Annotated in this window: 30 protein-coding genes and 1 tRNA gene; 15 read left to right on the forward strand and 16 right to left on the reverse strand. The window is 48.1% G+C overall.

The window, feature by feature from the left end; genetic code table 11:
* Positions 1-8: 8 nt before the first annotated feature.
* The 3 genes from K0A89_02940 to K0A89_02950 all read right to left on the reverse strand — a co-directional run bounded on the left by K0A89_02940 (position 9) and on the right by K0A89_02950 (position 2,722).
* Positions 9-950 carry an ABC transporter substrate-binding protein gene (locus K0A89_02940; protein ID MBW6517444.1) on the reverse strand — a complete coding sequence of 314 codons (942 nt, stop codon included), beginning with the start codon at positions 948-950 and terminating at the stop codon, positions 9-11.
* Positions 951-1,216: 266 nt separating this feature from the next.
* Positions 1,217-1,834, reverse strand: a complete 618-nt coding sequence (gene wrbA / locus K0A89_02945; protein MBW6517445.1) for an NAD(P)H:quinone oxidoreductase — start codon at positions 1,832-1,834, stop codon at positions 1,217-1,219.
* 36 nt (positions 1,835-1,870) lie between these two features.
* Complete coding sequence (locus K0A89_02950; GenBank protein MBW6517446.1) at positions 1,871-2,722, reverse strand: DNA-3-methyladenine glycosylase 2 family protein; 852 nt, start codon at positions 2,720-2,722, stop codon at positions 1,871-1,873.
* 616 nt (positions 2,723-3,338) lie between these two features.
* On the opposite strand from K0A89_02950, the gene priS reads away from it, so the two are divergent.
* The 7 genes from priS to K0A89_02985 are packed head-to-tail and all read left to right on the forward strand — an operon-like array spanning position 3,339 to position 7,682.
* A complete protein-coding gene (priS, locus tag K0A89_02955) occupies positions 3,339-4,508 on the forward strand; it encodes a DNA primase catalytic subunit PriS (protein ID MBW6517447.1) in 1,170 nt (389 codons plus the stop codon).
* On the forward strand, positions 4,505-5,410 hold the full coding sequence (locus K0A89_02960; protein ID MBW6517448.1) for a hypothetical protein: 906 nt from the start codon (positions 4,505-4,507) through the stop codon (positions 5,408-5,410). Before priS ends, K0A89_02960 begins: the two co-directional genes overlap by 4 nt.
* Positions 5,411-5,447: 37 nt before the next feature.
* Positions 5,448-5,726, forward strand: coding sequence for a 50S ribosomal protein L44e (locus K0A89_02965; protein ID MBW6517449.1), 279 nt, complete (start codon positions 5,448-5,450; stop codon positions 5,724-5,726).
* A 14-nt stretch (positions 5,727-5,740) separates the two neighbouring features.
* Positions 5,741-5,920 carry a 30S ribosomal protein S27e gene (locus tag K0A89_02970; GenBank protein MBW6517450.1) on the forward strand — a complete coding sequence of 60 codons (180 nt, stop codon included), beginning with the start codon at positions 5,741-5,743 and terminating at the stop codon, positions 5,918-5,920.
* A gap of 15 nt (positions 5,921-5,935) precedes the next feature.
* Positions 5,936-6,733, forward strand: a complete 798-nt coding sequence (locus tag K0A89_02975) for a translation initiation factor IF-2 subunit alpha (GenBank protein MBW6517451.1) — start codon at positions 5,936-5,938, stop codon at positions 6,731-6,733.
* Positions 6,734-6,740: 7 nt separating this feature from the next.
* Positions 6,741-6,899, forward strand: coding sequence for an RNA-protein complex protein Nop10 (locus tag K0A89_02980; GenBank protein MBW6517452.1), 159 nt, complete (start codon positions 6,741-6,743; stop codon positions 6,897-6,899).
* Between the two features lie 15 nt (positions 6,900-6,914).
* A complete protein-coding gene (locus K0A89_02985) occupies positions 6,915-7,682 on the forward strand; it encodes a proteasome assembly chaperone family protein (protein MBW6517453.1) in 768 nt (255 codons plus the stop codon).
* A 94-nt stretch (positions 7,683-7,776) separates the two neighbouring features.
* Here the strand turns inward: K0A89_02985 and K0A89_02990 are convergent, their stop codons facing one another.
* The 8 genes from K0A89_02990 to K0A89_03025 form a co-directional block, all read right to left on the reverse strand.
* A complete protein-coding gene (locus K0A89_02990) occupies positions 7,777-8,067 on the reverse strand; it encodes a roadblock/LC7 domain-containing protein (GenBank protein ID MBW6517454.1) in 291 nt (96 codons plus the stop codon).
* Between the two features lie 133 nt (positions 8,068-8,200).
* A complete protein-coding gene (locus K0A89_02995; protein MBW6517455.1) occupies positions 8,201-8,491 on the reverse strand; it encodes a hypothetical protein in 291 nt (96 codons plus the stop codon).
* Between the two features lie 6 nt (positions 8,492-8,497).
* Positions 8,498-9,472, reverse strand: coding sequence for a hypothetical protein (locus K0A89_03000; GenBank protein MBW6517456.1), 975 nt, complete (start codon positions 9,470-9,472; stop codon positions 8,498-8,500).
* A gap of 214 nt (positions 9,473-9,686) precedes the next feature.
* A complete protein-coding gene (locus K0A89_03005; protein MBW6517457.1) occupies positions 9,687-10,244 on the reverse strand; it encodes a 2-oxoacid:acceptor oxidoreductase family protein in 558 nt (185 codons plus the stop codon).
* Positions 10,241-11,074 carry a hypothetical protein gene (locus tag K0A89_03010; protein MBW6517458.1) on the reverse strand — a complete coding sequence of 278 codons (834 nt, stop codon included), beginning with the start codon at positions 11,072-11,074 and terminating at the stop codon, positions 10,241-10,243. Before K0A89_03010 ends, K0A89_03005 begins: the two co-directional genes overlap by 4 nt.
* On the reverse strand, positions 11,071-12,201 hold the full coding sequence (locus K0A89_03015; GenBank protein ID MBW6517459.1) for a 2-oxoacid:acceptor oxidoreductase subunit alpha: 1,131 nt from the start codon (positions 12,199-12,201) through the stop codon (positions 11,071-11,073). Before K0A89_03015 ends, K0A89_03010 begins: the two co-directional genes overlap by 4 nt.
* The gene (locus K0A89_03020) at positions 12,194-12,427 is read right to left on the reverse strand and encodes a 4Fe-4S binding protein (GenBank protein MBW6517460.1); all 234 of its coding nucleotides are present in this window, start codon (positions 12,425-12,427) and stop codon (positions 12,194-12,196) included. The genes K0A89_03015 and K0A89_03020 overlap by 8 nt, the downstream gene beginning before the upstream one ends.
* A gap of 94 nt (positions 12,428-12,521) precedes the next feature.
* Entirely contained in the window at positions 12,522-13,385 is an 864-nt protein-coding gene (locus tag K0A89_03025; GenBank protein MBW6517461.1) for a DMT family transporter, read from the reverse strand.
* A gap of 161 nt (positions 13,386-13,546) precedes the next feature.
* On the opposite strand from K0A89_03025, the gene K0A89_03030 reads away from it, so the two are divergent.
* Positions 13,547-14,731 carry a flavodoxin domain-containing protein gene (locus K0A89_03030; protein MBW6517462.1) on the forward strand — a complete coding sequence of 395 codons (1,185 nt, stop codon included), beginning with the start codon at positions 13,547-13,549 and terminating at the stop codon, positions 14,729-14,731.
* 133 nt (positions 14,732-14,864) lie between these two features.
* On the opposite strand, the gene K0A89_03035 is transcribed toward K0A89_03030, so the two are convergent.
* The 5 genes from K0A89_03035 to K0A89_03055 all read right to left on the reverse strand — a co-directional run bounded on the left by K0A89_03035 (position 14,865) and on the right by K0A89_03055 (position 17,251).
* Positions 14,865-14,936, reverse strand: a tRNA-Ala gene (locus K0A89_03035).
* Between the two features lie 67 nt (positions 14,937-15,003).
* A complete protein-coding gene (locus K0A89_03040) occupies positions 15,004-15,270 on the reverse strand; it encodes an elongation factor 1-beta (GenBank protein MBW6517463.1) in 267 nt (88 codons plus the stop codon).
* Between the two features lie 9 nt (positions 15,271-15,279).
* The gene (locus K0A89_03045) at positions 15,280-15,447 is read right to left on the reverse strand and encodes a DUF1610 domain-containing protein (protein ID MBW6517464.1); all 168 of its coding nucleotides are present in this window, start codon (positions 15,445-15,447) and stop codon (positions 15,280-15,282) included.
* A gap of 50 nt (positions 15,448-15,497) precedes the next feature.
* On the reverse strand, positions 15,498-16,142 hold the full coding sequence (locus K0A89_03050; GenBank protein ID MBW6517465.1) for an amino acid kinase: 645 nt from the start codon (positions 16,140-16,142) through the stop codon (positions 15,498-15,500).
* Positions 16,143-16,327: 185 nt separating this feature from the next.
* Positions 16,328-17,251, reverse strand: a complete 924-nt coding sequence (locus tag K0A89_03055) for a Fic family protein (protein ID MBW6517466.1) — start codon at positions 17,249-17,251, stop codon at positions 16,328-16,330.
* Between the two features lie 131 nt (positions 17,252-17,382).
* Here K0A89_03055 and K0A89_03060 point away from each other — a divergent pair, with 131 nt between their 5' ends.
* The 7 genes from K0A89_03060 (at position 17,383) to K0A89_03090 (ending at position 25,448) form a co-directional block, all read left to right on the forward strand.
* Positions 17,383-18,564, forward strand: coding sequence for a cysteine desulfurase (locus K0A89_03060; protein MBW6517467.1), 1,182 nt, complete (start codon positions 17,383-17,385; stop codon positions 18,562-18,564).
* A gap of 11 nt (positions 18,565-18,575) precedes the next feature.
* Complete coding sequence (locus tag K0A89_03065) at positions 18,576-19,331, forward strand: MBL fold metallo-hydrolase (GenBank protein ID MBW6517468.1); 756 nt, start codon at positions 18,576-18,578, stop codon at positions 19,329-19,331.
* Between the two features lie 135 nt (positions 19,332-19,466).
* On the forward strand, positions 19,467-19,904 hold the full coding sequence (locus K0A89_03070; protein ID MBW6517469.1) for a hypothetical protein: 438 nt from the start codon (positions 19,467-19,469) through the stop codon (positions 19,902-19,904).
* A gap of 22 nt (positions 19,905-19,926) precedes the next feature.
* Entirely contained in the window at positions 19,927-20,526 is a 600-nt protein-coding gene (locus K0A89_03075; protein ID MBW6517470.1) for a hypothetical protein, read from the forward strand.
* A 95-nt stretch (positions 20,527-20,621) separates the two neighbouring features.
* Positions 20,622-21,710, forward strand: a complete 1,089-nt coding sequence (carA, locus tag K0A89_03080) for a glutamine-hydrolyzing carbamoyl-phosphate synthase small subunit (protein MBW6517471.1) — start codon at positions 20,622-20,624, stop codon at positions 21,708-21,710.
* Positions 21,710-24,910 carry a carbamoyl-phosphate synthase large subunit gene (gene carB, locus K0A89_03085; protein ID MBW6517472.1) on the forward strand — a complete coding sequence of 1,067 codons (3,201 nt, stop codon included), beginning with the start codon at positions 21,710-21,712 and terminating at the stop codon, positions 24,908-24,910. Before carA ends, carB begins: the two co-directional genes overlap by 1 nt.
* A gap of 4 nt (positions 24,911-24,914) precedes the next feature.
* Positions 24,915-25,448: a flavodoxin family protein gene (locus tag K0A89_03090; protein ID MBW6517473.1), complete on the forward strand. Its 534-nt coding sequence runs from the start codon at positions 24,915-24,917 to the stop codon at positions 25,446-25,448.
* Positions 25,449-25,458 lie beyond the last annotated feature (10 nt).

Raw genomic sequence — 25,458 nt, forward strand, 5'->3', positions numbered from 1 at the left:
AGGACAGCTCACAACAGATAATGTTGCTTTCCCCTATGGAGGGTCTCTATCAAAGAGGTGGCAAAAATGTCATCCTCTTCCAACTCCTGCCCAATATAACCCAACTTCCTGAGCACCGGAACAAATGCCATAGCAGACTCAATATACTCTCTGGGAAGCGCAGCACAGTACCGTGGAGATATCTTGTAGACCTCCCTGATAAAATCCTCGTCCACCACCTCAACCATTTCAGCAACCAAACGGGCCGCTTTCCCTGGTTCGTTCCGTATCAGGTTTGAAGCATCCTCATGCAGCCTCAGGAAATCCTGCACCAGCCCGGCCCGCCCTTCAAGCAATTCCCGGGATACAATAATGCCATAACTGGGGTTCCATGGCCAGAGCATTGACGGCGGGACTAACACCTTTGCATCACAGGTACGCCCTGCTGCTACCGACAACGGTGGTGTACCGATGGCGGCAACAATATCACCATCTGCAAGTGCATCAGGAATGAAATCAGCCCATGAGTAGTTCTGCACCTCTATTGTACCGGCCAGGTTGTGAACGGCTAACAGGTCCCTTAGTATTACATCATGGATAGAACCGGATGGGGGACAGCCAATGTTCCCTCCCTTAAATTGTCCAAGGACCGCTGCGATATTACCACCCGATTCATCAAGCGTTCTGCTGCCAGGTAGACCTATCATCACGGTACCCTCAACATGACCACCACCCACACATAGTATAGATACACCCCTGTCAATACCTATCATCACCGGGGGCAATCCGATATAACCGATATCGACCTCGCATTTTGACAGGGCATCCACGATAGCAGGACCGCCCCCGAACATCTTCCATTCCACGGCAAGTCCCAGTTCTTTCTCAAGCCATCTGGTTCCCATTAATACGAAAGACGTATGGTAGAAGGTAGAAAGGTGCCCGATACGCACGATCTTATTATTGTCCATACATGACCATCAACTTCAATGGAGTAAATAATACATTAAAGTAATCTCAGAATTACATTTGCAGCCTAATATAGTATAAAACGAACTAAAATGAGAATGCGATAAAACAAAAATCCAGGTTGATATTTAATAGCCATAGACCGAATGCAGGGGATTTGAATCGTTTATTGTCTAATAACTTGCGTATGGTTTCGTAATTGCCAACACTAACCTTTCCCGTTGATAGCCATTTCTGTTCTATTGTACCAGAAATATCCCACCAGATATTAACTTCGCAATTTTACACTCAGTTGTGCAACCCGTTTTCCTAATGCCCTGGCAATGACCATATCATTCTCTGTTGGTGGCTTGTCTGACATGGGACCTGCCACAGTAGAAGGACCATAAGGGCTGCCACCGTCCCTGGTGGTCATCAGTACCTGTTCAGAATAGGGTACTCCCGAGATGAGCATGCCGTGGTGTATCATAGGTATCCACATGGTCAAAATCGTGGTCTCCTGTCCTCCGTGCATGGTAGCGCTTCCCGTAAAACAACCGCCTACCTTGCCGATGAGACCTCCTTCCATCCAGATCCCCGAGGTCTGGTCCCAGAAATCCTTCAACGAAGAGGCCATATTGCCGAACCTGGTGGGAGATCCGAAGATTGCACCATCTGCTTCTTTCAGGTCAGAGGTCTTGACCAGGGGGTAGGTTTTTTCCAGGTGTTCTTTCATTTTGGCCCAGCGTTCATCCCGCTGGATAACCTCCTGTGGGGCAAGTTCCGCGGTCCTTCTCAACTCTGCCCTGCAGCCTTCCACGCTCCTGACGCCCTCTGCAATAGCCTCGGCCATTTGCATGGTGTTTCCGTACCGGGAATAGAATATAATGAATATCTTTATCGTCATACCACCAGCTCCAAGTAATATACTTCAGGGTAGTAGTTATAATTTTCCACAATGTACCGGTAACGAACTGTCAGAAGATATCCTGGAATAGTATAGGTACTGCTGTGCGTATCCGGCATAAGGTCCGAAATACGAACGGGCAAATTCACTAATTGCGTTCTGCGCCCTGTTTTTTGGGCCTGCCAGATACCTGCCATAATGCTCCTGCATCACAGAAAGGATATGGGTATCAGCAGGAAAGGCTTCCAGTTTATCATACGCGAACAGCAGTACACAGTCCGCGATCTTGGGTCCAATCCCCCTTACCTTCATCAACAGCCTTTTTGCTTCATCGTACTCCAGTTCAAAGGGCACTTCCAGGTCAAGCTCACCTCTTTCCACGAGCTTTGCCACCTCAAGGATGTTCCCTGCTCTGAAACCCAGTTTGGTTTGCCTTAACAATTGTTCGGTGGTCTGTGACAGGATTTCGGGATCAGGAAATGAATAATGTCCGCCCAGGTCTTCACCATACTGAATGCACAGGTTGGATATTGAATCCTTGATGTTTGGTATGGACTTGCAGCTTGAGGCCAAATATGAGATGAGGCACTCCCAGGGTTGTTGCCGTATAAGGTGCAGTCCTCTATATTGTTTGACAAGCCTGTCCATCACGGCATCCCTGTTAATGGTGTCATAAATCTTCTGCATGTCATCATCCAGCCGGAAATACTCACATATCCTGTCCCTGCTAAGACCTGTCTGCACTTCCAGCACACCCTCAACCTGACGTGTGCGTATGACATGGCCGCAGACCACACCCTCCCACCATTCCCCGGTACGCTTCCACCTGAATACCTGGCCGCAATCCAGCGTATAATCGAGATTGAAGTCACTGTTGACAATATACATAGTGAAAATGGTATTTGGCTTTATTAACGGTAAATGTGACGTTTGTACATCAGGCTAAATATATTTTTGTGTGTTTTATATTTCGATAAATATATATGTGTTTACATATTTACTTAATTAACAGGGTAAACTGGTGTAGTATCAGCCACATTTGGCTCCAACCCTGAGAAGGTGAAAAACGATGGAAAAAAACAAACAAACCAATTGCTGGGAGTTTAAGAATTGTCCTGAGCACCGAAAGAACTCGTGCCCCGCATTTTCCCATAGCGAAGGGAAAAAATACTGGCTCACAACCGGAACCTGGTGCGGTGGAGTTAAGCAAAAAGACATGAAAACCAAGATCCACACGTGCCGTGAATGTGATTTTTACATAATGAGAGGAGGCATTCCAGCATAATTCATGAGATGCATCATCCCAGGAGAGATTGCTGGATGCATGCTTTATATTATGTTTTAATGGAAATCTCGAAAAAGCATATCCACTAGTATTGAACTATGCTGGATTCAGGTCATTTATCCAGCACACTTGATTTGTTTAAACTTTTTTGTATTTTCCCCATTGTGTATAGTCCTATAGACTAAAATATACATATTATCAGGTCAAACACAGTTCCGGATGAATCCGAGCACAACCCAGTTCATTAAAGCCAGGTTTCAGGAACATTACCGTAAGGACCCGGTCCTGTCCCCGCCAGATCTGGAACATCGGGAATGGGGGTTCCTGATGTTCGACCCTGCATCGGGCATGCGCAGGCACAAGGCTTTCAGTAGCACCGGTGAGATGCAGGAATATATCAGTTCAATGGTTCCTGCCCATGTGTACCATTCTGCTGCATATTATAAGCATCCATCAGCCGGGACCATGGCAGAAAAAACATGGCTGGGTGCAGACCTTATATTTGACATTGATGCTGACCACCTGCCTGTGAAAACTGATTCGTTCAGGGAAATGCTTGAATATGCAAAACAGGAAATCATTAAACTCATTGGTTTTCTGCGGGATGATTTTGGATTCAGGGAAGACAGTCTCCATATCGCCTTCTCGGGTGGCCGGGGGTACCATGTCCATGTACTTGACCCCAGGGTAATGACACTGGACAGTGCCCAGCGCCGGGAGATCGTGGATTACTTAAGCGGCACCGGTCTGGATATTGACCATCTCTTCAGAAAAAAATACGTTGTAGGTGACGATAAAAAATCAAAGACCCTGGAGTTTCCGTCCCAATCACAGGGTGGCTGGGGCAGACTGGTGAACCGTGCGCTGATACATCACATGCAAGTGCTGACCAGTGATGAAAATGCACAACAGAAACTCATGGAATTTAACAATATCGGAAAGAAAAAAGCCCTTAAGATCATAGAAACACTCAATAGTTCGGAACATCTTGAACGACTGAAGAACGGCAAGTTTGACGCGTTAAGTACAATCCCTGCAGAATTCTGGGATGATGCCCTGCATAAGATAGTAGGGAATATCCAGGCGTATATCGACGAGCCCGTGACCGCAGACATAAAACGCCTTATCAGGGCAGCCTCATCCCTGCACGGCAAATCAGGTATGAAGGTCGTAACGCTTACCGTGGATGAGTTACACCGGTTCGAACCCCTGGTGGATGCAGTGGTTTTCGGAGATAATGAGATAAAGATAAATGTTACCAGGCCCACTACAGTTGAGATTATGGATGAACAGTATACATTGGAACAAGGAAATCATGTGCTGCCCGAATATGCAGCCATTTATTTACTGTGCAGGGGCGGCGCAGAGTATACCGGGGGGATAACGTGAAATACGAAGACCTTACCCGCATCATGGAAGAAGAAAAAAAGAACGCTCTGTCCAAGATATTGCCTGGATTCTATTCAACGGTAAATGAGTACATCAAGGAACTGGAAACAGCTGACCGGAATATTTATAAAAGACACTCAGAAGAAGCCGTGCTTATCCAATACGAGATGAAGAACGCCCTTGCCACCATTGATAAAATATTCAAGAAACGTACCCGAAAGATAATTAATATCGCCTCAGCAAGGGCTTTTTCAAAAACACCGGAAAATACCACCCACGATATTGAGCATATGACCCCCCAGGAACAGGAGGTCTACCACCAGATGCGCAATGCAATTATGAAATATAAGAAAGCAAGTATTGACCCGATACTGGGAAATGATGATAGAACGGTGTCCGATATTGCTCCACGCACCCGGAATGGTGGCGTAAATTCCCCTGTATCTGATACTGACATTCCACAGGCCAGTGAAATAAACGATCCTACTGCTTCATGTCAAAATGCAGACATTCCCGAACCTGGGGAGATTGAAGTGAACGCCACTGTTATACCTGATGAAGATGTAAGGTTGCCAGAGGTTCCGGTAAATACTGGAATTGCATTGGAAGAGATAGGGAAAATGGAAGTGCCTGAACCACTTATCCCCAACTATCCCCTTCCTGCCCAGGATGAAGCACCTGAAGGATACAAAGAACCAGGAAATCAGGAATCTGTAGAATTGGGCAAAAATGATATAAATAAAGAATACATTGTTGTGCGATTACTGAAGGACATCCCAGAATTTATGGGCGCTGATGGAAATAGATACAATCCCGGTGCCGACGACGTGGCTGTTTTACCGAAAGTAAATGCAAGAGCCCTCATAAAGCGTAAAGTCGCTGTCCAGATAGAAAGTCCCTGACAATTTACATATAATATTAACAAAGGATGAACTGCGTATGAAGATGCCAACTAAATTCAGGACACATTGCCCTTTTTGCAGGACCCATACTATCCACACCGTGGAGAGGGTCAAGAAAGGAAAAGCATCGTCCATGACACGAATCACCAGACAGAAACACAGACAGACAGGAATAGGTAATTCCGGAAAATTCTCAAAAGTGCCTGGCGGGGACAAACCCACCAAGAAAGTAGCACTGAGATATAGATGTAATGTCTGCAAGAAAGCTTACCAGAAAAAGTGTTTCAGAGCAGGAAAGTTCGAACTGAAGGATTAAGGAGTGAAGATTGAATGCTGCAAGAACCTAAAAGCAGATTTCTCAAGGTCAAATGTAATGACTGTGAGAACGAACAGGTGATTTTTGGTAGTGCCAGTAGCAAGGTAGTATGCCAGGTATGCGGGCGCACACTGTCAGAATCCACAGGCGGAAAATCCATTATTAAAACGCAAATTCTCGAAGTGCTTGAATAATTATCGGTGCAAAATATGGAACGTAAAGGCTGGCCAGAACCTGATGAACTAGTTGTCTGTAGCGTAATGCAGGTAAAGGATTTTGGTGCATTCACTCAACTGGACGAATACGGGCAAAAAGAAGGCCTTATCCATATTTCCGAAGTGGCTTCCGGATGGGTCAAATATATCAGGGACCATGTGAGGGAAGGGCAGAAGATCGTCTGCAAGGTCGTAAATGTAGACCCGGAGAGGCAGCACATTGACCTGTCATTAAAAGATGTTAACGAACACCAGCGCAGGCAAAAGATCCAGGACTGGAAGAACGAGCAGAAGGCTGAAAAGTGGATACAGTACGTTGCCGAGGTCAATAATATCAGCCCCGAAGACCTGGAAAAACTTGTCGACCTGCTCTATGGTGCGTTTGACAGCGTGTGGGATGCTTTTGATGAGGCAATGCGGGACGGACCCGAGCCACTCATTGAAGCAGGAGTGGACGAAAAGTATGCCCGGACCATCAGCAAGATCGGTACCGATAATATCAAGATACCACATGTGGAAATATCCGGGTATGTTGATCTGACATGCCCGCTTCCTGACGGAGTGGACGTCATCAATAAATCCTTACTTGCTGCTGCCAAAATTAAAACTCCCCAGGACGTTACCGTGGATGTCAGTTACGTTGGAGCACCAAGATACAGGATACATGTTATTGCTCCGGATTATAAGAAAGCTGAGAGCGTACTGAAATCGTCAGCCGATGCTGCAATTACCGTTGTAAAAAAATCAAAAGGTACTGGCCTGTTCAACAGGCACAATGAAGCAAAAGCTTAGGTGTGGTATGGGACAGCATATCAATAAATGTGCATTATGTAATAATTATACATTAAAAGACAGCTGCCCTCTTTGCGGTGGCTCAGTGATCAATCCAAGACCTGCAAGGTTCTCGCTTGAGGACAGGTACGGGAAATACAGGCGCCTGTTAAAGACCCAAACGTAAGAGAATTTGATGTGCATGAAAGAAACTGTTGTTAAAATACTCAAAACAGTTGAACTTAAAGACCCCATCATGATAGAAGGGTTGCCGGGTGTGGGCCATGTGGGGAAACTGGTTGCTGAACATATGGTGGAAGAGTTGGATGTTGAGAAAGTAGTTGAGATATATTCACCGCATTTTCCACCCCAGGTGCTCGTTCAAGATGATTTTACCGTCCACCTGGTCAAGAACGAGATATATGCATGCAAGTCTGAGGACAAGAAGGATATGCTCATTGTTGTGGGTGACCACCAGAGCGCTACCAATGAAGGACATTACGAGATCAGCAGCATAATACTGGACATTGCTGAAGAATACGGTGTGACACGAATATATACTCTTGGCGGTTATGTGACAGGACAACTTGATGAAAAACGTACGGTCCTGGGTGCCGTAAATAATATTGACCTGGTCGAGGAAATGAAAGGACATGGCGTGGAGTTCAGGAAGAATGAACCGGCCGGGGGTATTGTAGGCGTATCCGGCCTGCTGCTGGGTATGGGTGGACTCAGGAATATGGATGCAGTTTGTCTTATGGGCACCACTTCAGGTTATCTTGTTGACCCAAAGAGCGCCCAGGCAGTCCTGGAAGTCATGAGCAGCGTCCTTGACCTTAAAATAGGTGCCCAGGCTCTTGAAGAGCGGGCAAAGGACATGGAACGTATCATCGCCAAGATCGTAGAAATGGAACAGATGCAGGTCCAGACTGAAATGGGTACCGATGATGACCTGAGATATATAGGATAAAAAAGATTCAATAACCTTCCAGCAGTTCTGTTACCTGCCCGGTAAGATTATTCATTTCCAACAAGAGCGGACCAAGAGCTACATTTTCATTTGCTTACACTAATAGCACTGCTTTTGGACCTGCATCCACGATTATGAACTTGCTGTGTTTACATTCAATCATAACACGGTCTGCACTACTATCACTGACCTTTCCAATCAAAATATCTGCCGCACTGTGCATTGCAGAACTCATAGCGGCCAGTGTTTTTGGATTAATTCTGTGACCAACAGATGAAGTCAGGGTAATACCGTCGCGGGTTGTAATAACTGCTGCTTCTATACCCTTTCTTATCGTGAACCTGTCGAGTAGTTCCACCAGTTCAGTCAAAATGTCACCTGTCATTTTTGCACATTCATCTGTTTTTCAAGTCTGTGGCTTTTTAGCCTCCTGTTCTCTGGATTTCACGTTACAGGACTGATCCCCTATACTAAAAAGTGGATGCAGCCGAGAATGCATCCGTTTTTCTATATTCCATTCAACCTGCCATGGTAAGGTATTCAGCCATATATTCAGCCATATGGTTGAATATATCATTCTTATCAAGATTTGTAAGGCAGGAGATTTTCTCAGCCAGATCGATGGTATTGAGGTTATGGGTTCTGTTTAACTCCAGTACCACAAACATTGCCATGGTGATCTTTTGTTCTTGCCTGTCTAAAAGCCTGAAATAATTACGTAGTCTGTTGACTACGTAATTCTTACCCTCTACTGACTTGGTAATGTCATACTGCTTGACTATTTCGAATATCTTTTCAGTATGATCCATTATCCATCACCTTGTATTCCTGCCATTTGAACCTTTTTGGTTGTCTGCCTTGCCACCTTTCGATTTATCTATACTCGTGTTTAACGCATCAACCTGATCTTTCATGGAACCTTTTTGTGGTTTCTCAAGTTTGTGGCTGAACTTCTCCTGAACCATCAGGCTACCATTCAGTGCATCCGTGAGTCCTTCCACGTTCTTGCCCTGTGCCTTCTTCTGCTGCACCATATATTGCAAAACATTCTGGTGTTTTGATATCTTGCCATTGGCTTTCACCAGGGATGTGTCGTTAACATCTGAGCCATTGACTGTGCCACCGATGTTATCCATCATTTTCTTGTAATGTCCAAGAGCAATAGCTGCTCCATTGTCATTCCCTTTATTCATCTCGGCCCGGGCTTCAGCAATTCTGTGCCGTGCCCTTGAAACCTGTAATCCAAGACGCTCTGAAGAGTTATAGGTAAAGGTTTCATTTATGTTCCCGAAGGCTATCTTGAGTCCATACAATGCATGTTCAGGCCCAACTGCACCTTCAAATGGTGAAATGTCATCAGTTTCATCGTCGACTTCTTCCCCATCAGAAAAAATGTCGTCTGCTAATTCATCAGTGACATTATCGCCTGCACCTTCTTCGGCCTCATTATCGCCTGCGACATCTTCGGTCTCATTATCGCCTGTGACATCTTCGGTCTCATTATCGCCTGCGACATCTTCGGTCTCATTATCGCCTGCGACATCTTCGGTCTCATTATCGCCTGCGACATCTTCGGTCTCATTATCGCCTGCGACATCTTCGGTCTCATTATCGCCTGTGACATCTTCGGTCTCATTATCGCCTGTGACATCTTCGGTCTCATTATCGCCTGCGACATCTTCGGTTTCGTTACCATCTGCTACACCATCATCCATGTCTGCCATTGCACTACCGAACGTCAGTGCAAGACTAAGACACAGCAATAATACAATTGTTATTTTTTTAATCATTTTTCTTCACCTCTGCATGAACACAATATCATCTTTTTTGTGCTAGATAAATGATTGACGCGTTTTTATATAAACATTGCCACTGTCTTAAAAGTATTTAATTGTTCGGATTAGAACTGAATGTTCCTAATCCGTTCAAAATCGTCCAGAACGTTGAAATAAGCCCATATACATATTATATGCGATATTATATATTCATTGCATAATATAATTATCAGTAGGTGTAATACTCGCTACTGTGGTTCTTAAGTTTCCTGCCCTCCTTCAGTCCCAACTTTAACAATGTTTCATTCAATGGAATCATCTCTTCCTTGATGCGGGCGTGAAGAGCGAGCTCAAGGGATACAGGTTTGACTATCCCAGTCAGACCTACAATGGTACCAAGGGCTGTGACATTCGCAGCAAATGCTGCACCTGCCTGTGATGCCATACTGGTGAAAGGTACACGGTAATGCCTGATGGGGGGAGGGTGTACAACCCTGGTTGAATCTACCAGCAGTATCCCATCTTCCTTCAAATGGGATAGATAACTATTGCAGGATTCCTGATTCATTGTCAGCAGCAGATCCAGCTTTGACGGCAGAGGATAATCTATAGGTTTATCACTCATCACCAGGCTTGACCTGCTGGCACCGCCCCTCGCCTCGGGTCCATAACTGCTGGTCATGGTCACATACTTTCCGTCATTGACCGCTGCATGTGCCAGCAACACACCAGCCAGTATGAGACCCTGGCCGCCTGACCCGGAGAGACAGATTTCGTACCGCTTCAAGGCACATCACCACCTGCTTTTTTAACAATCTCCCTGTAACGGTCCGTGTATTCCGTATCTTCCCTGTTGACCAGCACACCCACAGGGAACTGGTCACCCACTTCATCAGGTGGAATTTTATTAAATGCCGGGTAGGATACTGAATTATCTTTGAACCATTGCATCATTTCCATAGGCGTCCCCAGTTTGTTTCGCCTCCCATACTGGACCGGGCACTGTGCCATGGCCTCCACAACACTAAAACCCTTATGATTAAGAGCTCTCAGCATCATGGCATCCAGCATCTTGGCATGGAAGGTGGTGCCCCTGGCTATAAAAGAGGCACCGCATGCCTCTACGAGTTTACAGATATCAAATGGATTTTCGATACTGCCATATTGCGCGGTACTGGCTTTTCGTGCCATTGGGGTTGTGGGGGAGTATTGTCCCCCGGTCATACCGTATATATTGTTGTTAATGATAATGGAAGTGATGTCAATGTTGCGACGGCAGGCATGTATCAGGTGATTGCCGCCGATGGCTGTGGCATCCCCGTCGCCCATTACCGTTATTACTCTCAGTTTGGGATTTGCCAGTTTTATCCCGGTGGCAAATGTCAATGCCCGTCCGTGGGTTGTGTGCAGGGTATTGAAGTCCAGGTAGGTGCTCATCCGTCCAGAGCAGCCAATTCCGCTGACAAGTACGATCTCATCCTTGGTAAGGTCAGTCTTCTCGATAGCCCTGACCAGTGCCCCCATTACAATACCTATGCCGCATCCCGGGCACCATACATGCGGGAATTTCTTATCCGGACGGAGGTATTTGTAAATAGCCTCGGTAGTATGCATCATGATAACACTTCCTGCATTTTCGAAAAGATCTGGTCTGGTGTTACCAGTTCACCGTCAATCCTTGTGACACGCACCGCCTTATTGGGACATGACTTCAGTACTTCACCATAGACCTGTCCCAGGTTCATCTCAGGTACCACGAACGTTTTCACTCTACCGGCAATATTTTCAAGATGGAACCTGGGGAAAGGCCACATGGTAATAGGTCTTAGCATCCCGGCTTTCATTCCCTCTTCTCGCGCCTGGTTCACTGCCTCACGTGCCGACCTGGCAACACTTCCATACGCTACAACACAGATGTCTGCATCCTCCAGGAGATACTCTTCAATATCTATGATGTCGTGCAGGTTATTCTTGATCTTGTTCGTGATGCTTTTCAGACATTGTTCAACCTCGTCATGGACCAGGGTAGGAAAACCGGACCTGTCATGGACCATACCGGTCACATGGTAACGATATCCCTGTCCAAATGGGATCAATGGCGTGATCTCCCCGCCAGACAGGATCTCGTAGGGATGATACCATTCAGGAGGGACCGTGGGTTTTGCCCGGTCTATCACCTCAAAAGGAGGAGGAATCTCGATGTTCTCCCACATGTGGCCTATTATACCGTCAATCAGCACTATGACCGGGGTCCGATATTTCTCTGCAAGGTTGAAGGCACGGATTGTCAGGGTATAGCATTCCAGTACAGACTTTGGGCACAGCACAATGATGGGGTGGTCTCCATGGGTACCCCAGCGACTCTGCATGACATCACCCTGGCTGGGCCGGGTTGGCATTCCGGTACTGGGTCCCCCCCTCATTACATTGACAACCACGCAGGGAACTTCTGCCATGGATGCGAAACCGATGTTCTCCTGCATGAGCGAGAAGCCAGGACCGCTGGTGGCCGTCATGGATTTTACTCCTGCCAATGAAGCACCTATGATGGCACCCATGCTGGATATTTCGTCTTCCATCTGGATGAAGGTACCGTTCAATTTAGGTAGTTCGGTTGACAGATATTCGGCAATTTCAGTACTGGGTGTGATAGGGTATCCTGCAAAGAACCGCATTCCTGCCGCAAGCGCACCCATGGCACATGCCTCGTTCCCCTGCAACAATACCTCATTTCTTTTATTCATGCTCTCCCTCCTCTTTCACTTCATGTTTCTCCCTTAACGTTATAGCATAGTCGGGGCAGTGGGCATCACACATACCGCACAGGATACAATCCTCGGGCCTGGCTGCATAAGGATAACCGTCCGGGCCCTTTTCAAGTACCTTCCTGGGACAGATGGCTGTGCAGATACCGCACTGCTTGCACCAGCTTGAGAAAATGTGTATGGGTTCTTCCTTTATTGAATTCATGTGGAATGCCGCCGATTGATTGGATTATCATATCGTTGAATACTAGTATACTGTGTTTTTTAGTATTTAACAGTAAATAATGTGAACTCGCAGCTTAAATAACAAGCCAGGTGCCTGCAATGACAATGATGATTCCCAGCAGGAGTTGAATGGTTACTTTTTCCCCGAGGAATCTTACTGCCAGTAAACTGGAGAAAAGAGGCGTTATCGAACCGAGTGACGTAGCCTGGGCAGTGCCGATATTCGTTAGACTGATAAAGAACATATAACTGCCCAGCCCCATCCCGAATATCCCACCAAGGGCAAGAATGGCCGAAGACCGTTTATCCAGATTGAAAGCAGCAGCCGGACCTTTGTCCAGAGAAAAGAGCACAAACATGGCCACCACGGGAATGGGCAGGCTGATAAAAGCCCCCCAGAGAGGGTCAACATAATAAAGACCGGTCCGGCTGGCAATGATGGAGAATGCATAACAAATGGCGGCCACAAGAGTGAACAGCATTCCCATCCGGGGATTTTTCTCGCTACCTGAAGCCTTCTCCCTGCTTAGTACCACTATACCCAGGACAATAAGGACGGTCCCCATCACCACTCCGGGGCCGATGGCCTCTTTCAAGAGCAGCCAGCTGAGCACCATAGTAAAGAGGGGGAAGGTGAAGATCAGGGGCAGGACCCTGGATACGGAAGCATATTCCAGTCCACGGAAATACAGGTATCCGCCCAGAAGAAGCCGCAGCAGTCCACCCAGAGAAAGAAAAAAGAAAGCTATCAAGGGCATAGAATAATCTGACGTGTGAAGAAGTGTGTTTAGCAGGAACATGAACACCATGGCAAATGTTGTCCTGACAAGGATCGCCGGCATGGCTTTTACGTCCCTGAGCCCTATCTTGTACATAATTGCGGCTATGGACCAGAACACAGCAGCCAGTATGGCTGTTATCTCACCGATACCTATCATATGGTACCGTGATACTCTGGAGAGGATATAAATGTTACAGGGCATCGAATCTTTTTAAGGACTCTACACGTTAGGACTATAAAGGAAAAATGACAAGTATAATATCGCAGTTTTATTCCATTCTGGCATGAAATGTGTTACAACATCAAGGAAGTGGGACTATGATAGAAATAAAAGAGAACATATTCTGGACAGGCATCAAGGACTGGGAAATTAAGACATTCCACGGTGAGGAGTTATCCACGCACCGCGGCAGTACGTATAACAGCTATCTGATAAAGGACGAAAAGAACGTACTTGTGGACACGGTCTGGACCCCGTTCAAGGAAGAATACGTAGCCAGGCTTGATGCAGAGTTCGGGCTTGATAACATCGATGCCGTTGTTGTGAACCATTCCGAATCCGACCATTCGGGAAGCCTGACGCATCTCATGGCGCAGATACCGGATGTTCCTATATACTGTACAAAGAACGGGCATGACATGATCCACCGCCATCATCACAAGGACTGGAAGTTCATTGAGGTGAAAACTGGTGACACCTTAAAAACAGGCAAATACGAGCTTGTCTTTGTGGAAGCTCCGATGCTGCACTGGCCTGACAGCATGTTCACCTATGTCAATGGCGCCAAACTCCTGCTTCCCAATGATGCTTTCGGGCAGCATTATGCCACGTCTGCCATGTATAACGATGAGGTAGACCAGTGCGAACTGTTCCAGGAAGCCATCAAGTATTTTGCCAATATCCTGACCCCGTTCAGTTCCCTGGTAAAAAAGAAGATAGACGAGTTCAAGGCAATGAACGTTCCTGTAGATATGATAGCACCGAGCCATGGCGTGATATGGCGCAAGGACGCGCTGGACATTGTGGGGAAGTATTACGAATGGGCTGATGCGTACCAGGAGGACTTTGTTGTCATTGTCTATGATACCATGTGGAACGGGACAAAATCCATGGCCGAGGCTATCGCTTCCGGTCTGAGGGAGAGCGGTGTGCATTGCAAGTTGTTCCACCTGGCAAAAAGCGATAAGAACGATGTGATAACAGAGATATTCAAATCAAAAGGTGTCTTGATCGGCTCTCCTACAGTAAACAAAAGGGTGCTCTCAGATGTGGGTGCTTTGATGGAAACGCTCAGAGGCTTGCGGTTCAAGAAGAAAGCAGGGGCAGCATTTGGCGGATATGGCTGGAGCGGGGAGTCTGTTGGTGTCATAGAAGAAGGGCTAAAGAATGCCGGTATCGAGGTTGTTGTCCCCGGGATCAAGTTTCGGTATGATCCGACCGTTGATGAACTGGGAGAATGCAAACAGTTCGGGAAGCAATTCGCTGCGCATCTGAAGAAGTGATCGTAGAAATCCGAACAGGCAAGCTGGTGACCTGAATTTCAGGCCGGATGAGTTTCCTGTGGCACATCTTATGGATAGTATCGCTTCCAATAGCTATGCACAAGAGATAAAAGAATACTAACGAGATTTTACGTGGACCCGGCGGGATTCGAACCCGCGGCCTTCACGTTGCGAACGTGACGATCTACCCCTGATCTACGAGCCCAAAAAGAACTGTGGGGCACAGATGCCCCGGTGATATAGGTAAATTATTGTTTTCCCATTGAACGAGCTTACAGACGTCCCAGTTCCATAACTGAAACACTCTCTACTTCATCCACTGCCGCAAAAGCTTCTTCCACCTGCTCGGTGCCGCCTTCGATATCTCCCACAACCACCAGGGCGATAATGGCTTTCAGGCCGAAAGCTATGGGTTCTTCCGAAAAGGTACGAAGTGTCGCTCCTTTGGGTACGACCGCTTCCAGTCTTGCCTTCAATGCTTCCAGGTCGGTCTCCACGCCCGCAGGCATAATCTTGATCTTAGCTGCTACATCACCCATATTTTCGCCTCAGGGTCCCTGGAATTCGCATTTCGGACAGGTATAGGGGTTGGTCTGGTGCCGGCACATTACGCACCTGCCGAGTTCTCTTCCGCATGAGGGGCAGGGGAATCGGACGTATCCTTTTTCTATGAGTTTGACTCCGCATGATATACAGTATTCTGCTTTTTGTGTCATCTTGTATTCTCCTTCTTTCGAGGTTTCGGTATTAGTATGATTATTCGGACTTAAATCTTGTTCTCTCCGAGAATCTGGGTGCCAGCGTTGACGTCACCCTCCATGGCAGCCAGTACACGCTCGGGATACCTGCCGTTGACCACCATGCAGTCCATCCTGTATCGCACCAGGTAGGCAGGTAATCCCCGGTCCACGCAGGTCTCCTCACCATCCAGGTCACCGGCGTAGATCTGTCGCACCAGTTCCCCCCCCAGGTAGATGCCGTCCACGTCAGTTGCCTTTACCAGCCGTGCCCCTGTTTTCCGGGCGACCCATGCCGATATGGTATCCGAGGTCACGTCCCAGGAATGCGCCAGTCCGCTGTCGTCCTGCAGCAGCAGCCTGTATGGCAGAAAGATGTTTACGCCTGGCTCTGGCGGGTCCAGGGTGGTGGTGAGCGGGCAGCCTGACCGGTCAGCAAGGAAGTAGGCATATTGTTCCATGGCCAGTACTGCCATCCAGTGTGCGGCATCCTCGCCGGTGCCTGATGTCTGCTGGAATGTCCTGACGGTGTCGGCAAATATACCGCCTCCGGGTACGATGAGGACCGGTATGTGCTTTTGCCTGGCCCGGTCATTTATCTGCCTGATGAGGTGGGGCGCGCAGTCTTTCAGGCTGCCGCCGAGTTTTATCACTGCTCCGGGGGTATCGGTCATTATCAGGGTTATGGGTGGGCTGGGTTATATATTCTGTTTTTTTGGATTTTTGGGGGGAATGGGTTGAGGTTGGGTGGGGATTCGTAAGGTATATGTTTCAGTTAATAAAAGGAATAAGAGGCAGAGTGCCTGGGAAGATATTTCTCCTTTGGAAGGTTTGATGGGAGATTTTCTTTGGGCCATAATCAACGACGATATTCACCAATATATTCCTTAACAGCTCGTTTTGAAGAGAACCATTTTTTCCCCAATTTTACAGCATCGAGAGCTCCTTGCCTCGCCCTTAAACTCAGATATTCCTGAGAATAGGGAGTTTCATGAGCAAGTTCCTTTAAAGGTATCAATTCCTCCTCCTCCCCAAAAATAGAAAGTAACAGGGTAAAACTTTCATCAATGGCTTTCGCTATGAAATTTGCAAAAGGACCCGGATTTCCAGCATCGGCAGCTTTTAAGTATCGATAATATTTCGTTCTATCCTCAGTTTTGATGACGATGGGAGAATACCCAAGACCAATTAAATACAGGTTCGTCAACAACCGGGCGACTCTCCCATTCCCATCAATGAAAGGATGGATCTCCACGAATCTGTGATGCAGGAATGCAGAGGTTTCAATAGGATTCTTTTCGCTTTTCTCGATGTTTTCAATAAGTACATCCATTAATTGTACAACTTTTGACCAGTCGGAAGGTGTTTTTTTCGCACCGGTTATTCTCACGTTCTTTGTCCGGTATCTACCTGCTTCTTCCAATATACCTGCAGTGACTATTTCATGAATTTTCTGTATGGTAATGTGGTCAATCTTTTTCTTTTTTCCCACTATCTTTTCGATATAATCAAATGCTTTGGCGTTATTGGTGGTCTCAAGATGTTCCCCTAATGACTTTCCACCAACGGTAATCCCCTCTTCGAGAACCAGTTTCGTCTCAGAGAGGGTCAGTGTATTCCCTTCAATAGCATTTGAATGATATGTGTGTAGCAATCGCATCTCTTCATTGAGCTTTTTGAGAGAATCACCAGGAAGCGGTCGAATTGAATCCAGTTTTTTTTTCTTTTCAAGTATTCTCGAAAGTAGCTTTTCATGAATTACGCATGTATCGGTATCTGGCATAATTAATTATATCCGATATATACCTACATATCGGTATCGCTTAAATGTTAAAAATTCCGATACATTATTATCGGCATTCCAGGCAAAATTGCGCAACTATATTTCTCATGAAAACCCTTTACCATTCACCAATGTTCGACCCCGCAGACATCAGAAAAGACTTCCCTGTCCTGAAAGAATATGTATACCTCGACAGCGCAGCCACCACCCAGACCCCGCGCCAGGTCGTGGAGGCCATGTGCGATTATTTCTACAAGTACGCAGCCAACCACGGCCGAGGTGCACACCGCCTTGCCAGGGAGACCACTAACCATTACGAGGATGCCCGGGAGGCAGTAGCCGGATTCCTGGGCGGGGAATACGAACATACCATATTCACCCGCAACACAACCGAGAGCATCAACATGGTGGCGCTGGGACTGGACTGGGAAGCAGGCGACCATGTGGTCACCACCCTCGTGGAGCACCATTCGAATCTGCTGCCCTGGCTCAGGTTAAAGGAAAAAGGTGTGGAAGTAACAGTCGTGGCACCCGACCCCAGGGGAACGGTCGACCCCCGTGACATTGACCGTGCCATCACTGACAGGACGAAACTGGTAGCAGTCACCCATGTTTCAAACGTATTCGGCTCTCACATGGATGTAAAAGAAATAACACGTATCGCTCACCGCAACGGCTGCATGTCGCTGGTGGATGCAGCCCAGAGCGTGGGGCACATGCCCTTTGATGTAGCGGACATTGATTGTGATTTTCTGGCAGTTCCCGGCCACAAGGGTATGCTGGGACCGCAGGGAACAGGCGTGCTGTACCTGAAGGACACCGATTCCATCAGACCCACGTACCTGGGTGGCGGCACAGTATATGCCGTGACTGAAGACGGGTACAAACTGGAGAAAGCGCCTGGCCGGTTCGAGGCAGGAACGCCCAACATCCCGGGTGTTATCGGACTGGGCAGGGGCGTGGAGTATGTAAAAGCACTGGGGGTTGGGGATATCCAGCGGCACGAGGAACAGCTGGCCAGGGATGCAGCCAGGCGGCTGTCTGAGATCGACAAGGTGGAAGTATATGGACCATCTGATAGGGCTGCCGTAGTGCCGTTCAACGTGGTGGGATTGAACCCCCATGACGTAGCCATGATACTGGATGAAACGAAAAAGATATGCGTGCGCAGCGGGCATCATTGTGCCATTCCAAGCATCACCCTGCTCAAGGTGGAAGGTACGGTCAGGGCATCCTTTGGTGCATACAACCTGCCCGGAGAAGTGGACCTGCTGGTGGATACCGTGGAACAGATAGCAACCACCCTGACATGAGAGGTGAACGCATGAATGTCACATTGCTGGGAACCGGTGTAGCAATACCCCAAAAGGACAGGGTCCAGTCAGGGCTGGTAGTGGAAGCCGGAGCACATAACGGAAACAGTCCCGTGTTATTTGACTGCGGCTGCGGGGTGCTGCAGCGTATATGTGAAAGCGGGTATAAGCATACCGATATCACCAATGTGTTCCTGTCCCACCTGCACCTGGACCACTGCGGTGATGTGCTGGCACTGCTCAAGGCTAACTGGCTCTGTGAAGTCACTACGATGGACCTGTGGGGTCCTGTCGGAACCGTTGAGTGGATGAACGGCCTGCTGGCAGTCTATCCGTACATGCAGGATAAGGTGGATATCACGATAACTGAACTTATTCCTGGCACGGTCGTTACGGCACAGGGACTGGAAGTGGAGTGTGTACGCACGGTCCATGCCCTGCCTTCGCTGGGTTTCAAAGTAACATCAAGCAGTAAAACCATACTGTATTCAGGTGACACCGAACCGGTAGATGAAATCGTAAAAGCATCCGACGGCATTGACCTGCTCATTCATGAGTGCTCATTTCCGGATACCTTTGATGTTACCAACCACACTACCCCGGGCAAGCTGGCAAAAATGCTCAGGGGAACTTCACCGGGGCGGATAGTGCTTACCCATCTGTATCCACAGACCATTGGGTTTGAAGCCGGCATGGTGAAGGTGTTAGCAGAAGCATGCGGGTGTCCTGTTGAGATAGGATACGACTTTCAGGCTATAGAAATATGAAATAAATGTATAGTACCATCTGTTGTTATGGTTCTCAACTCCTGGAGAAATAGATAACGTTAGAGGAAATTCATTTTTCATCCCAATGCATGTAAAATCGTTATGTTTATATTTAACAAGATTCGTTTTGCTGATATGCAACTTCAAGGGAGATTCAAGCAGCTCACTGAAAGTAAAGTAAATCGTATTAATGACTTGGTTTTCAAGTATCAGAAACTCAAAAAGAAAATAGGGAAAAATGCAGTTCTGGACAAATTAAAAATGAATATCCGGCACATACCATCCGAAGAAGAGCAGGTTTTTCGGGCGGCAGAAGTTGTTTTTGAGATTAATGCCGGCGTGGATGTCCCGTATCTGGAAGTACTCAGAAAGGTCATCTGTCTGACCGGCCTTTCTGAAGCAAAAGTCGAAGCGATGTTACAGGATGCCCTTGAAAAACTTGATCTTGAGACGGGAATAATGAGCGATGATGAGATGAAAACAGCAGTGTGCATCAAAAAAGACGATGTTTTGGATATATATTGTGATGTACTATTAAAAAGGCGCTTTAATAAACGTATGACCGAGAAATAAATAGTAAAGAACGATGACTATTATGGGAAAATCAATGATTACCGAAAAGATACGAATATCACCCTATTTGCACAGGGAAATAACCAATCTTGTTGAGGATGGAGATTTTGCTTCCATTTCAGATTTCGTTAATATAGCAGTTTCCAGTTTCTTATCCAGAAACTTTGATTTGAATGAAACAGAGGTTAAACCGTCTTTCGAGACACCTTTACTGTTATTATATCTGGCATTGATCGATAAAGGCGTAATCACAAAAAAAGATATGAGTGAGCTTGTAGAAAAAGTAAGAAATGACGACCTGGATAATTCGATTCTTGATGAATTTTTCAGTGGTATAGCAGAAGATTTTGTTGAATTCAATTTCTATGATATGCTGGATAATGCAAAACAGATGGAAAAAGAAAAATCCTATGATATTGCTGAGAAAATATATCTGGATGTTATAGAAATGTTCCCTGAAGATTTCGAACCTGATTTCAGTCTGGGATGTCTTTATGTAAAAACAGGTAAAAAGAACGAAGGCCGCAACCATCTTGAAATTGCGCTCCAAAAGGCAAGAGATATGGAAGAAGAAGAGGATATAATTGAAATGATATCTTCAGAAATAAAGAAGATAAAATAGGATTTTCTCATTATGGATACTACTCCCTTCGAGTAGGCAAACAAGTTCCGTATGATAACATATATATCCCATTCCTACCATGGTATGCACCTAGTATGAAAGCAGTACTAGGACTTGAAGACGGCACAGTTGTTCAGGGTGCTGGTTTTGGTGCCGCTGGAGCTGCTGTTTGCGGGGAACTCGTTTTTTCAACTCAATATACCGGATACGAAGAGGCTCTTACCGACCCTTCCTATGCGGGTCAGATACTGATGTTCACCTACCCCCTCATTGGCAATTACGGCGTGAGCGGCAAAACCTTCCAGTCAGACGGCATGAAAGCAGAAGCACTGGTGGTCAGGGAAGCGTGCGACCATCCGTCGCACCACCTGTCCGGACGCTCAATTTTTGATTTTGCACGGGATGAAGGCAGGCCCGGTATCGCTGGTGTGGATACCAGGATGCTCACCATCAAAACACGGGAAACCGGCGCTATGCGGGCATGCCTGCTCACAGACAGCGATGACGGCGAGGAAGCGGTGCGCCTGGCAAGACAGCATCCGAAGATATCGGACCAGCACAACCTGATAGATAAGGTGACCTGCCCCGCTCCCTATCACATCGAAGCAACCGGGAAGGACAAACCCCATTTCGTGGTCATCGACCTTGGGATAAAGACCAATATGTTAACGAGCCTCAAGCAGCGTGGTGTGGGCATCACTGTGGTACCTGCAAGCACTCCCCTTGATTATATTATTGAACTCAAACCCGACGCCCTCTTTGTATCAAACGGCCCCGGAGACCCCGAGAAGGCCACCAATGCCATTGACGTTGTGAAAAACATGATGGGACAGGTCCCCATCTACGGCATCTGCTTCGGTAACCAGATCATATCCCTGGCACTGGGAGCCAGTACCTATAAACTGAAGTTCGGGCACCGGGGGGCTAACCAGCCGGTAAAGGACCTGCAAACAGGTACCGTGTACATCACCTCCCAGAACCACGGATTTGCAGTGGATGCCGGCTCACTGGCTGGGGCAGAGGCCCATGTCACCCACATCAATGTCAATGACAGGACCGTGGAGGGTATCGCCCACAACGACCTGGATATCATGAGCGTGCAGTTCCATCCCGAGGCCAGTCCCGGGCCCTGGGACACTGAAAAATGGTTCTTTGATACTATTGTGAAACGGGTGATGAAATAATGCCCAGAGATCGGGATATCAGGAAAGTATTGCTGATAGGCAGCGGTCCCATCATGATAGGACAGGGGGCAGAATTCGATTTCAGCGGCAGCCAGGCATGCCGGTCGCTCCGTGAAGAAGGTATCAGCGTGGTACTTATCAATTCCAATCCTGCCACTATCATGACCGACCCGGAAATGGCGGATGCCGTGTACATTGAACCCCTCAAACCCGAGATAGTGGAGCGTATTATCGAGAAAGAGCGCCCTGATGGGGTTATTGCGGGACTGGGAGGCCAGACCGGATTGAACCTTGTCAGTGAACTGGCAGACCGGGGCGTACTTGAGAAATACCAGGTAAAACTCTACGGCACACCCCTGAAAGCCATCCAGGATACCGAAGACCGGGACCTGTTCAAGCAGGCCATGCAGCGCATCGGCGAACCCGTCCCCCGCAGCAAGGCCGTGAACACCATCGATGATGCGGTTGCACTTATCGATGAACTGGGCCTCCCCCTGGTCATCAGGCCGGCATACACACTGGGCGGGGCAGGCGGCGGTATCGCCAGGACAAAGGAAGAGCTTATCTCTATCACCGAACTGGGTCTCAAGCGCAGCCGTATCCACCAGGTGCTTATCGAAGAGGGCGTGCTGGGCTGGAAAGAGTTCGAGTACGAAGTTATGCGTGATGCCAGTGACACCTGTATCGTGATATGCAACATGGAGAACATCGACCCTATGGGCATCCATACCGGGGACAGCATCGTGGTCACACCCAGCCAGACCCTCTCGGACCAGGACCACCAGATGCTGCGCAGCGCCAGTATCAATATTATCCGGAGCCTTGGTATCGAAGGCGGATGTAATATCCAGTACGCAGTAAAGGACGGGGAATACCGAATAGTGGAGGTCAATCCCAGGGTGAGCCGCTCATCGGCACTTGCCAGCAAAGCCACCGGATACCCGATAGCCAGGGTGACAGCCAAGATAGCTATCGGCATGACCCTTGACGAGATACCGAACGATGTCACCAAAAAGATACCTGCTTCCTTTGAACCTACCGTGGACTATGTTGTGGTCAAGATACCCAGGTGGCCCTTCGACAAGTTCGTGACCGCGGACAAGACCCTGACCACTGCCATGAAGAGCACGGGCGAGGTCATGGCTATCGGGCGCACCATTGAAGAAGCCATGAAGAAGGCCATCCGCAGTCTTGATGTGGATATGTATTTCGGGTTCAGGGAGTGGAGCCATGATGAGGTCATTGACCTGCTGACCACCCCCACCCATGAGCGGTTATTTGCCATGTACCATGCCCTGAAAACGACCTTTATCATTGATGAGATATCAAAAATCACCTCTATCGACCCCTTCTTCCTGCAAAAGATCCAGAACATCATCAGGATGGAAGCTACCCTGCGCTCAGAGTTGACCCGGGATACCCTTCGCAGTGCCAAGAGAATGGGCTTCACCGATGAAGAGATCGGGAAGCTCACTGGCAAGACACGGGAAGAGATCAACGATATGCGCCGTACGATGGGAATTACAGCCACGTACAAGATGGTGGATACCTGTGCCGCCGAGTTCGCGGCCGAGACCCCGTATTACTATTCATGCTATGAAGAGATGTGCGAGGATGAGCCTTCGGACAACAGGAAAGTGCTGATACTTGGTGCGGGACCTATCCGCATCGGGCAGGGTATTGAGTTCGATTACTGCACCGTTCATGCCGTGACCGCTCTGCGGGAAGAGGGTATCGAAACCCATATCATCAACAATAACCCGGAAACCGTATCAACCGATTACGATACTTCTGATAAATTATTTTTCGAACCACTGACCCTTGAGGATGTGATGAATGTTATCGAACGGGAACGACCCTGGGGTGTGATGGTGCAGTTCGGAGGCCAGACCTCGGTGAACCTGGCAATACCCCTGCAAAGTGAACTGCAGCGCAGGACCGACCTGGATACCATTATCCTGGGCACATCACCTGACGACATGGATCTGGCTGAGAACAGGGAACTGTTCAATAAAATGCTCCAGAAGATGGGGATACCCCAGCCGGAAGCAGGTTATGCTTCATCAGAGGCCGAGGCCCGGGAAGTTGCAGCACGTATCGGATATCCGGTACTGGTACGTCCCTCGTACGTGCTGGGCGGCAGGGCCATGGAGATAGTGTATGATGAGGACGACCTGAACCGCTATATGCACGAAGCGGTACGGGTCTCACCCAAGCATCCGGTACTTATCGATGATTTCCTTGAGAACTCGATCGAAATTGATGTGGATGCAGTGTGCGATGGTGAGGACGTGATCATTGGCGCTATCATGGAGCACATCGAGGAGGCAGGGATACACAGCGGGGATTCGGCCTGTGTGATACCGCCCCAGTCACTGGGAAAATACGTGCTGGATACGGTCAGGGATTATGTCAGGCGCATCGCACTCGGGCTGCGGGTGAAAGGTATCCTGAACATCCAGATGGCTTACAAGGACAGGGTGGTGTATGTGCTGGAAGCGAACCCCCGCAGCAGCCGTACCATTCCCTTCGTGTCCAAGGCAGTGGGCCTGCCGATGGCTAAGATCGCAGCCAAGGCCATGATGGGCATATCGCTCAAGGAACAGGGATTCGTGACCGAACCTGTGCCTAAAAATGTCTCTGTAAAAGAAGTGTTGCTCCCCTTTGACAAACTGCCGGGAGCCGACCCCCTCTTAAGTCCTGAGATGCGCAGTACCGGGGAGGTCATGGGCGTGGATTATAGTTTCGGGCTGGCTTTCTTCAAGGCAGAACTGGCAGCTGATAACGCACTGCCAATGCAGGGTAAGGTGTTCATGTCCATCAGGGACCCGGATAAGCCTGCGCTGATGCAGGTGGCCAGGAAGATGGTCGATGCAGGACTTGAGTTGATCGCAACCAGCGGCACCGCACAGTACCTGGCAAGGAAAAGTATCGATGTAACGGCAATAAAGAAAGTTCATGAAGGAAGTCCCAATATCATAGAACTCATGCGTACCGGTGATGTGGGTCTGGTCATTAACACACCCACCGGCAAGATGACACGCAAGGATGGACGGCGGATACGCAGGGCTGCTGTGGACTACGGAATACCATATATCACCACCATACAGGCAGCAATGGCAGCGGCCGATGCCATTGAGGCAATGAAGAGGGGCAAACTTTCCATTAAGAGTATCGGTGAGTACCATTCCGAGATGTGAAAATATGAAAATACTGGCATTGATAGGCAGCCCCAGGAAAGAGGGGAACACTGACATTCTGGTAGATTCAGTGCTGGGCGGTGCAAAGGCTGCCGGGCACCAGGGCGAAAAACATTACCTGTACGACCTCGACCTGCTGCCGTGCATTGATTGCCGCAACTGCAAGAACGGTGATAAAGTATGTACCAGGGACGACGACATGAAGTATATCTACCCGAAGATAGAGGGTGCGGACGTGATACTGTTCGGAACGCCCCTGTACTGGTACGGGCCGTCGGGTCCCATGAAACTGCTCATGGACAGGCTGCTGCCCTATAGCGAGACCGACATGCTGAAGGGTAAACGTGCGGTGCTGGTCATTCCTTCTGCCGAAGGAGCTGGTGCCTGTGAGGCAGTTGTCAGGATGTTCAAGCTTTCTTTTGATTACCTGGGAATTGATATCACTGATGTATTGTTACCAATGGCTTATGAGAGAGAGGAGATTTCAGGAAATACAGAGGAACTGGAACGGGCCAGAAGAGTTGGAGCATTGCTGTAGCTATAGAATA

The sequence above is a fragment of the ANME-2 cluster archaeon genome, assembly GCA_019429385.1.
Classification (GTDB): Archaea; Halobacteriota; Methanosarcinia; order Methanosarcinales; family Methanocomedenaceae; genus Methanocomedens_B.

Excerpts from the sequence above, each read along its gene's own strand:
- K0A89_02940 (MBW6517444.1), bottom strand. The coding sequence starts at position 950 with ATGGACAATAATAAGATCGTGCGTATCGGGCACCTTTCTACCTTCTAC.
- wrbA (MBW6517445.1), bottom strand. The coding sequence starts at position 1,834 with ATGACGATAAAGATATTCATTATATTCTATTCCCGGTACGGAAACACC.
- K0A89_02950 (MBW6517446.1), bottom strand. The coding sequence starts at position 2,722 with ATGTATATTGTCAACAGTGACTTCAATCTCGATTATACGCTGGATTGC.
- priS (MBW6517447.1), top strand. The coding sequence starts at position 3,339 with ATGAATCCGAGCACAACCCAGTTCATTAAAGCCAGGTTTCAGGAACAT.
- K0A89_02965 (MBW6517449.1), top strand. The coding sequence starts at position 5,448 with ATGAAGATGCCAACTAAATTCAGGACACATTGCCCTTTTTGCAGGACC.
- K0A89_02970 (MBW6517450.1), top strand. The coding sequence starts at position 5,741 with ATGCTGCAAGAACCTAAAAGCAGATTTCTCAAGGTCAAATGTAATGAC.
- K0A89_02975 (MBW6517451.1), top strand. The coding sequence starts at position 5,936 with ATGGAACGTAAAGGCTGGCCAGAACCTGATGAACTAGTTGTCTGTAGC.
- K0A89_02980 (MBW6517452.1), top strand. The coding sequence starts at position 6,741 with ATGGGACAGCATATCAATAAATGTGCATTATGTAATAATTATACATTA.
- K0A89_02985 (MBW6517453.1), top strand. The coding sequence starts at position 6,915 with ATGAAAGAAACTGTTGTTAAAATACTCAAAACAGTTGAACTTAAAGAC.
- K0A89_02990 (MBW6517454.1), bottom strand. The coding sequence starts at position 8,067 with ATGACAGGTGACATTTTGACTGAACTGGTGGAACTACTCGACAGGTTC.
- K0A89_02995 (MBW6517455.1), bottom strand. The coding sequence starts at position 8,491 with ATGGATCATACTGAAAAGATATTCGAAATAGTCAAGCAGTATGACATT.
- K0A89_03000 (MBW6517456.1), bottom strand. The coding sequence starts at position 9,472 with ATGATTAAAAAAATAACAATTGTATTATTGCTGTGTCTTAGTCTTGCA.
- K0A89_03010 (MBW6517458.1), bottom strand. The coding sequence starts at position 11,074 with ATGATGCATACTACCGAGGCTATTTACAAATACCTCCGTCCGGATAAG.
- K0A89_03015 (MBW6517459.1), bottom strand. The coding sequence starts at position 12,201 with ATGAATAAAAGAAATGAGGTATTGTTGCAGGGGAACGAGGCATGTGCC.
- K0A89_03020 (MBW6517460.1), bottom strand. The coding sequence starts at position 12,427 with ATGAATTCAATAAAGGAAGAACCCATACACATTTTCTCAAGCTGGTGC.
- K0A89_03025 (MBW6517461.1), bottom strand. The coding sequence starts at position 13,385 with ATGATAGGTATCGGTGAGATAACAGCCATACTGGCTGCTGTGTTCTGG.
- K0A89_03030 (MBW6517462.1), top strand. The coding sequence starts at position 13,547 with ATGATAGAAATAAAAGAGAACATATTCTGGACAGGCATCAAGGACTGG.
- K0A89_03040 (MBW6517463.1), bottom strand. The coding sequence starts at position 15,270 with ATGGGTGATGTAGCAGCTAAGATCAAGATTATGCCTGCGGGCGTGGAG.
- K0A89_03045 (MBW6517464.1), bottom strand. The coding sequence starts at position 15,447 with ATGACACAAAAAGCAGAATACTGTATATCATGCGGAGTCAAACTCATA.
- K0A89_03050 (MBW6517465.1), bottom strand. The coding sequence starts at position 16,142 with ATGACCGATACCCCCGGAGCAGTGATAAAACTCGGCGGCAGCCTGAAA.
- K0A89_03055 (MBW6517466.1), bottom strand. The coding sequence starts at position 17,251 with ATGCCAGATACCGATACATGCGTAATTCATGAAAAGCTACTTTCGAGA.
- K0A89_03060 (MBW6517467.1), top strand. The coding sequence starts at position 17,383 with ATGTTCGACCCCGCAGACATCAGAAAAGACTTCCCTGTCCTGAAAGAA.
- K0A89_03065 (MBW6517468.1), top strand. The coding sequence starts at position 18,576 with ATGAATGTCACATTGCTGGGAACCGGTGTAGCAATACCCCAAAAGGAC.
- K0A89_03070 (MBW6517469.1), top strand. The coding sequence starts at position 19,467 with ATGCAACTTCAAGGGAGATTCAAGCAGCTCACTGAAAGTAAAGTAAAT.
- K0A89_03075 (MBW6517470.1), top strand. The coding sequence starts at position 19,927 with ATGGGAAAATCAATGATTACCGAAAAGATACGAATATCACCCTATTTG.
- carA (MBW6517471.1), top strand. The coding sequence starts at position 20,622 with ATGAAAGCAGTACTAGGACTTGAAGACGGCACAGTTGTTCAGGGTGCT.
- carB (MBW6517472.1), top strand. The coding sequence starts at position 21,710 with ATGCCCAGAGATCGGGATATCAGGAAAGTATTGCTGATAGGCAGCGGT.
- K0A89_03090 (MBW6517473.1), top strand. The coding sequence starts at position 24,915 with ATGAAAATACTGGCATTGATAGGCAGCCCCAGGAAAGAGGGGAACACT.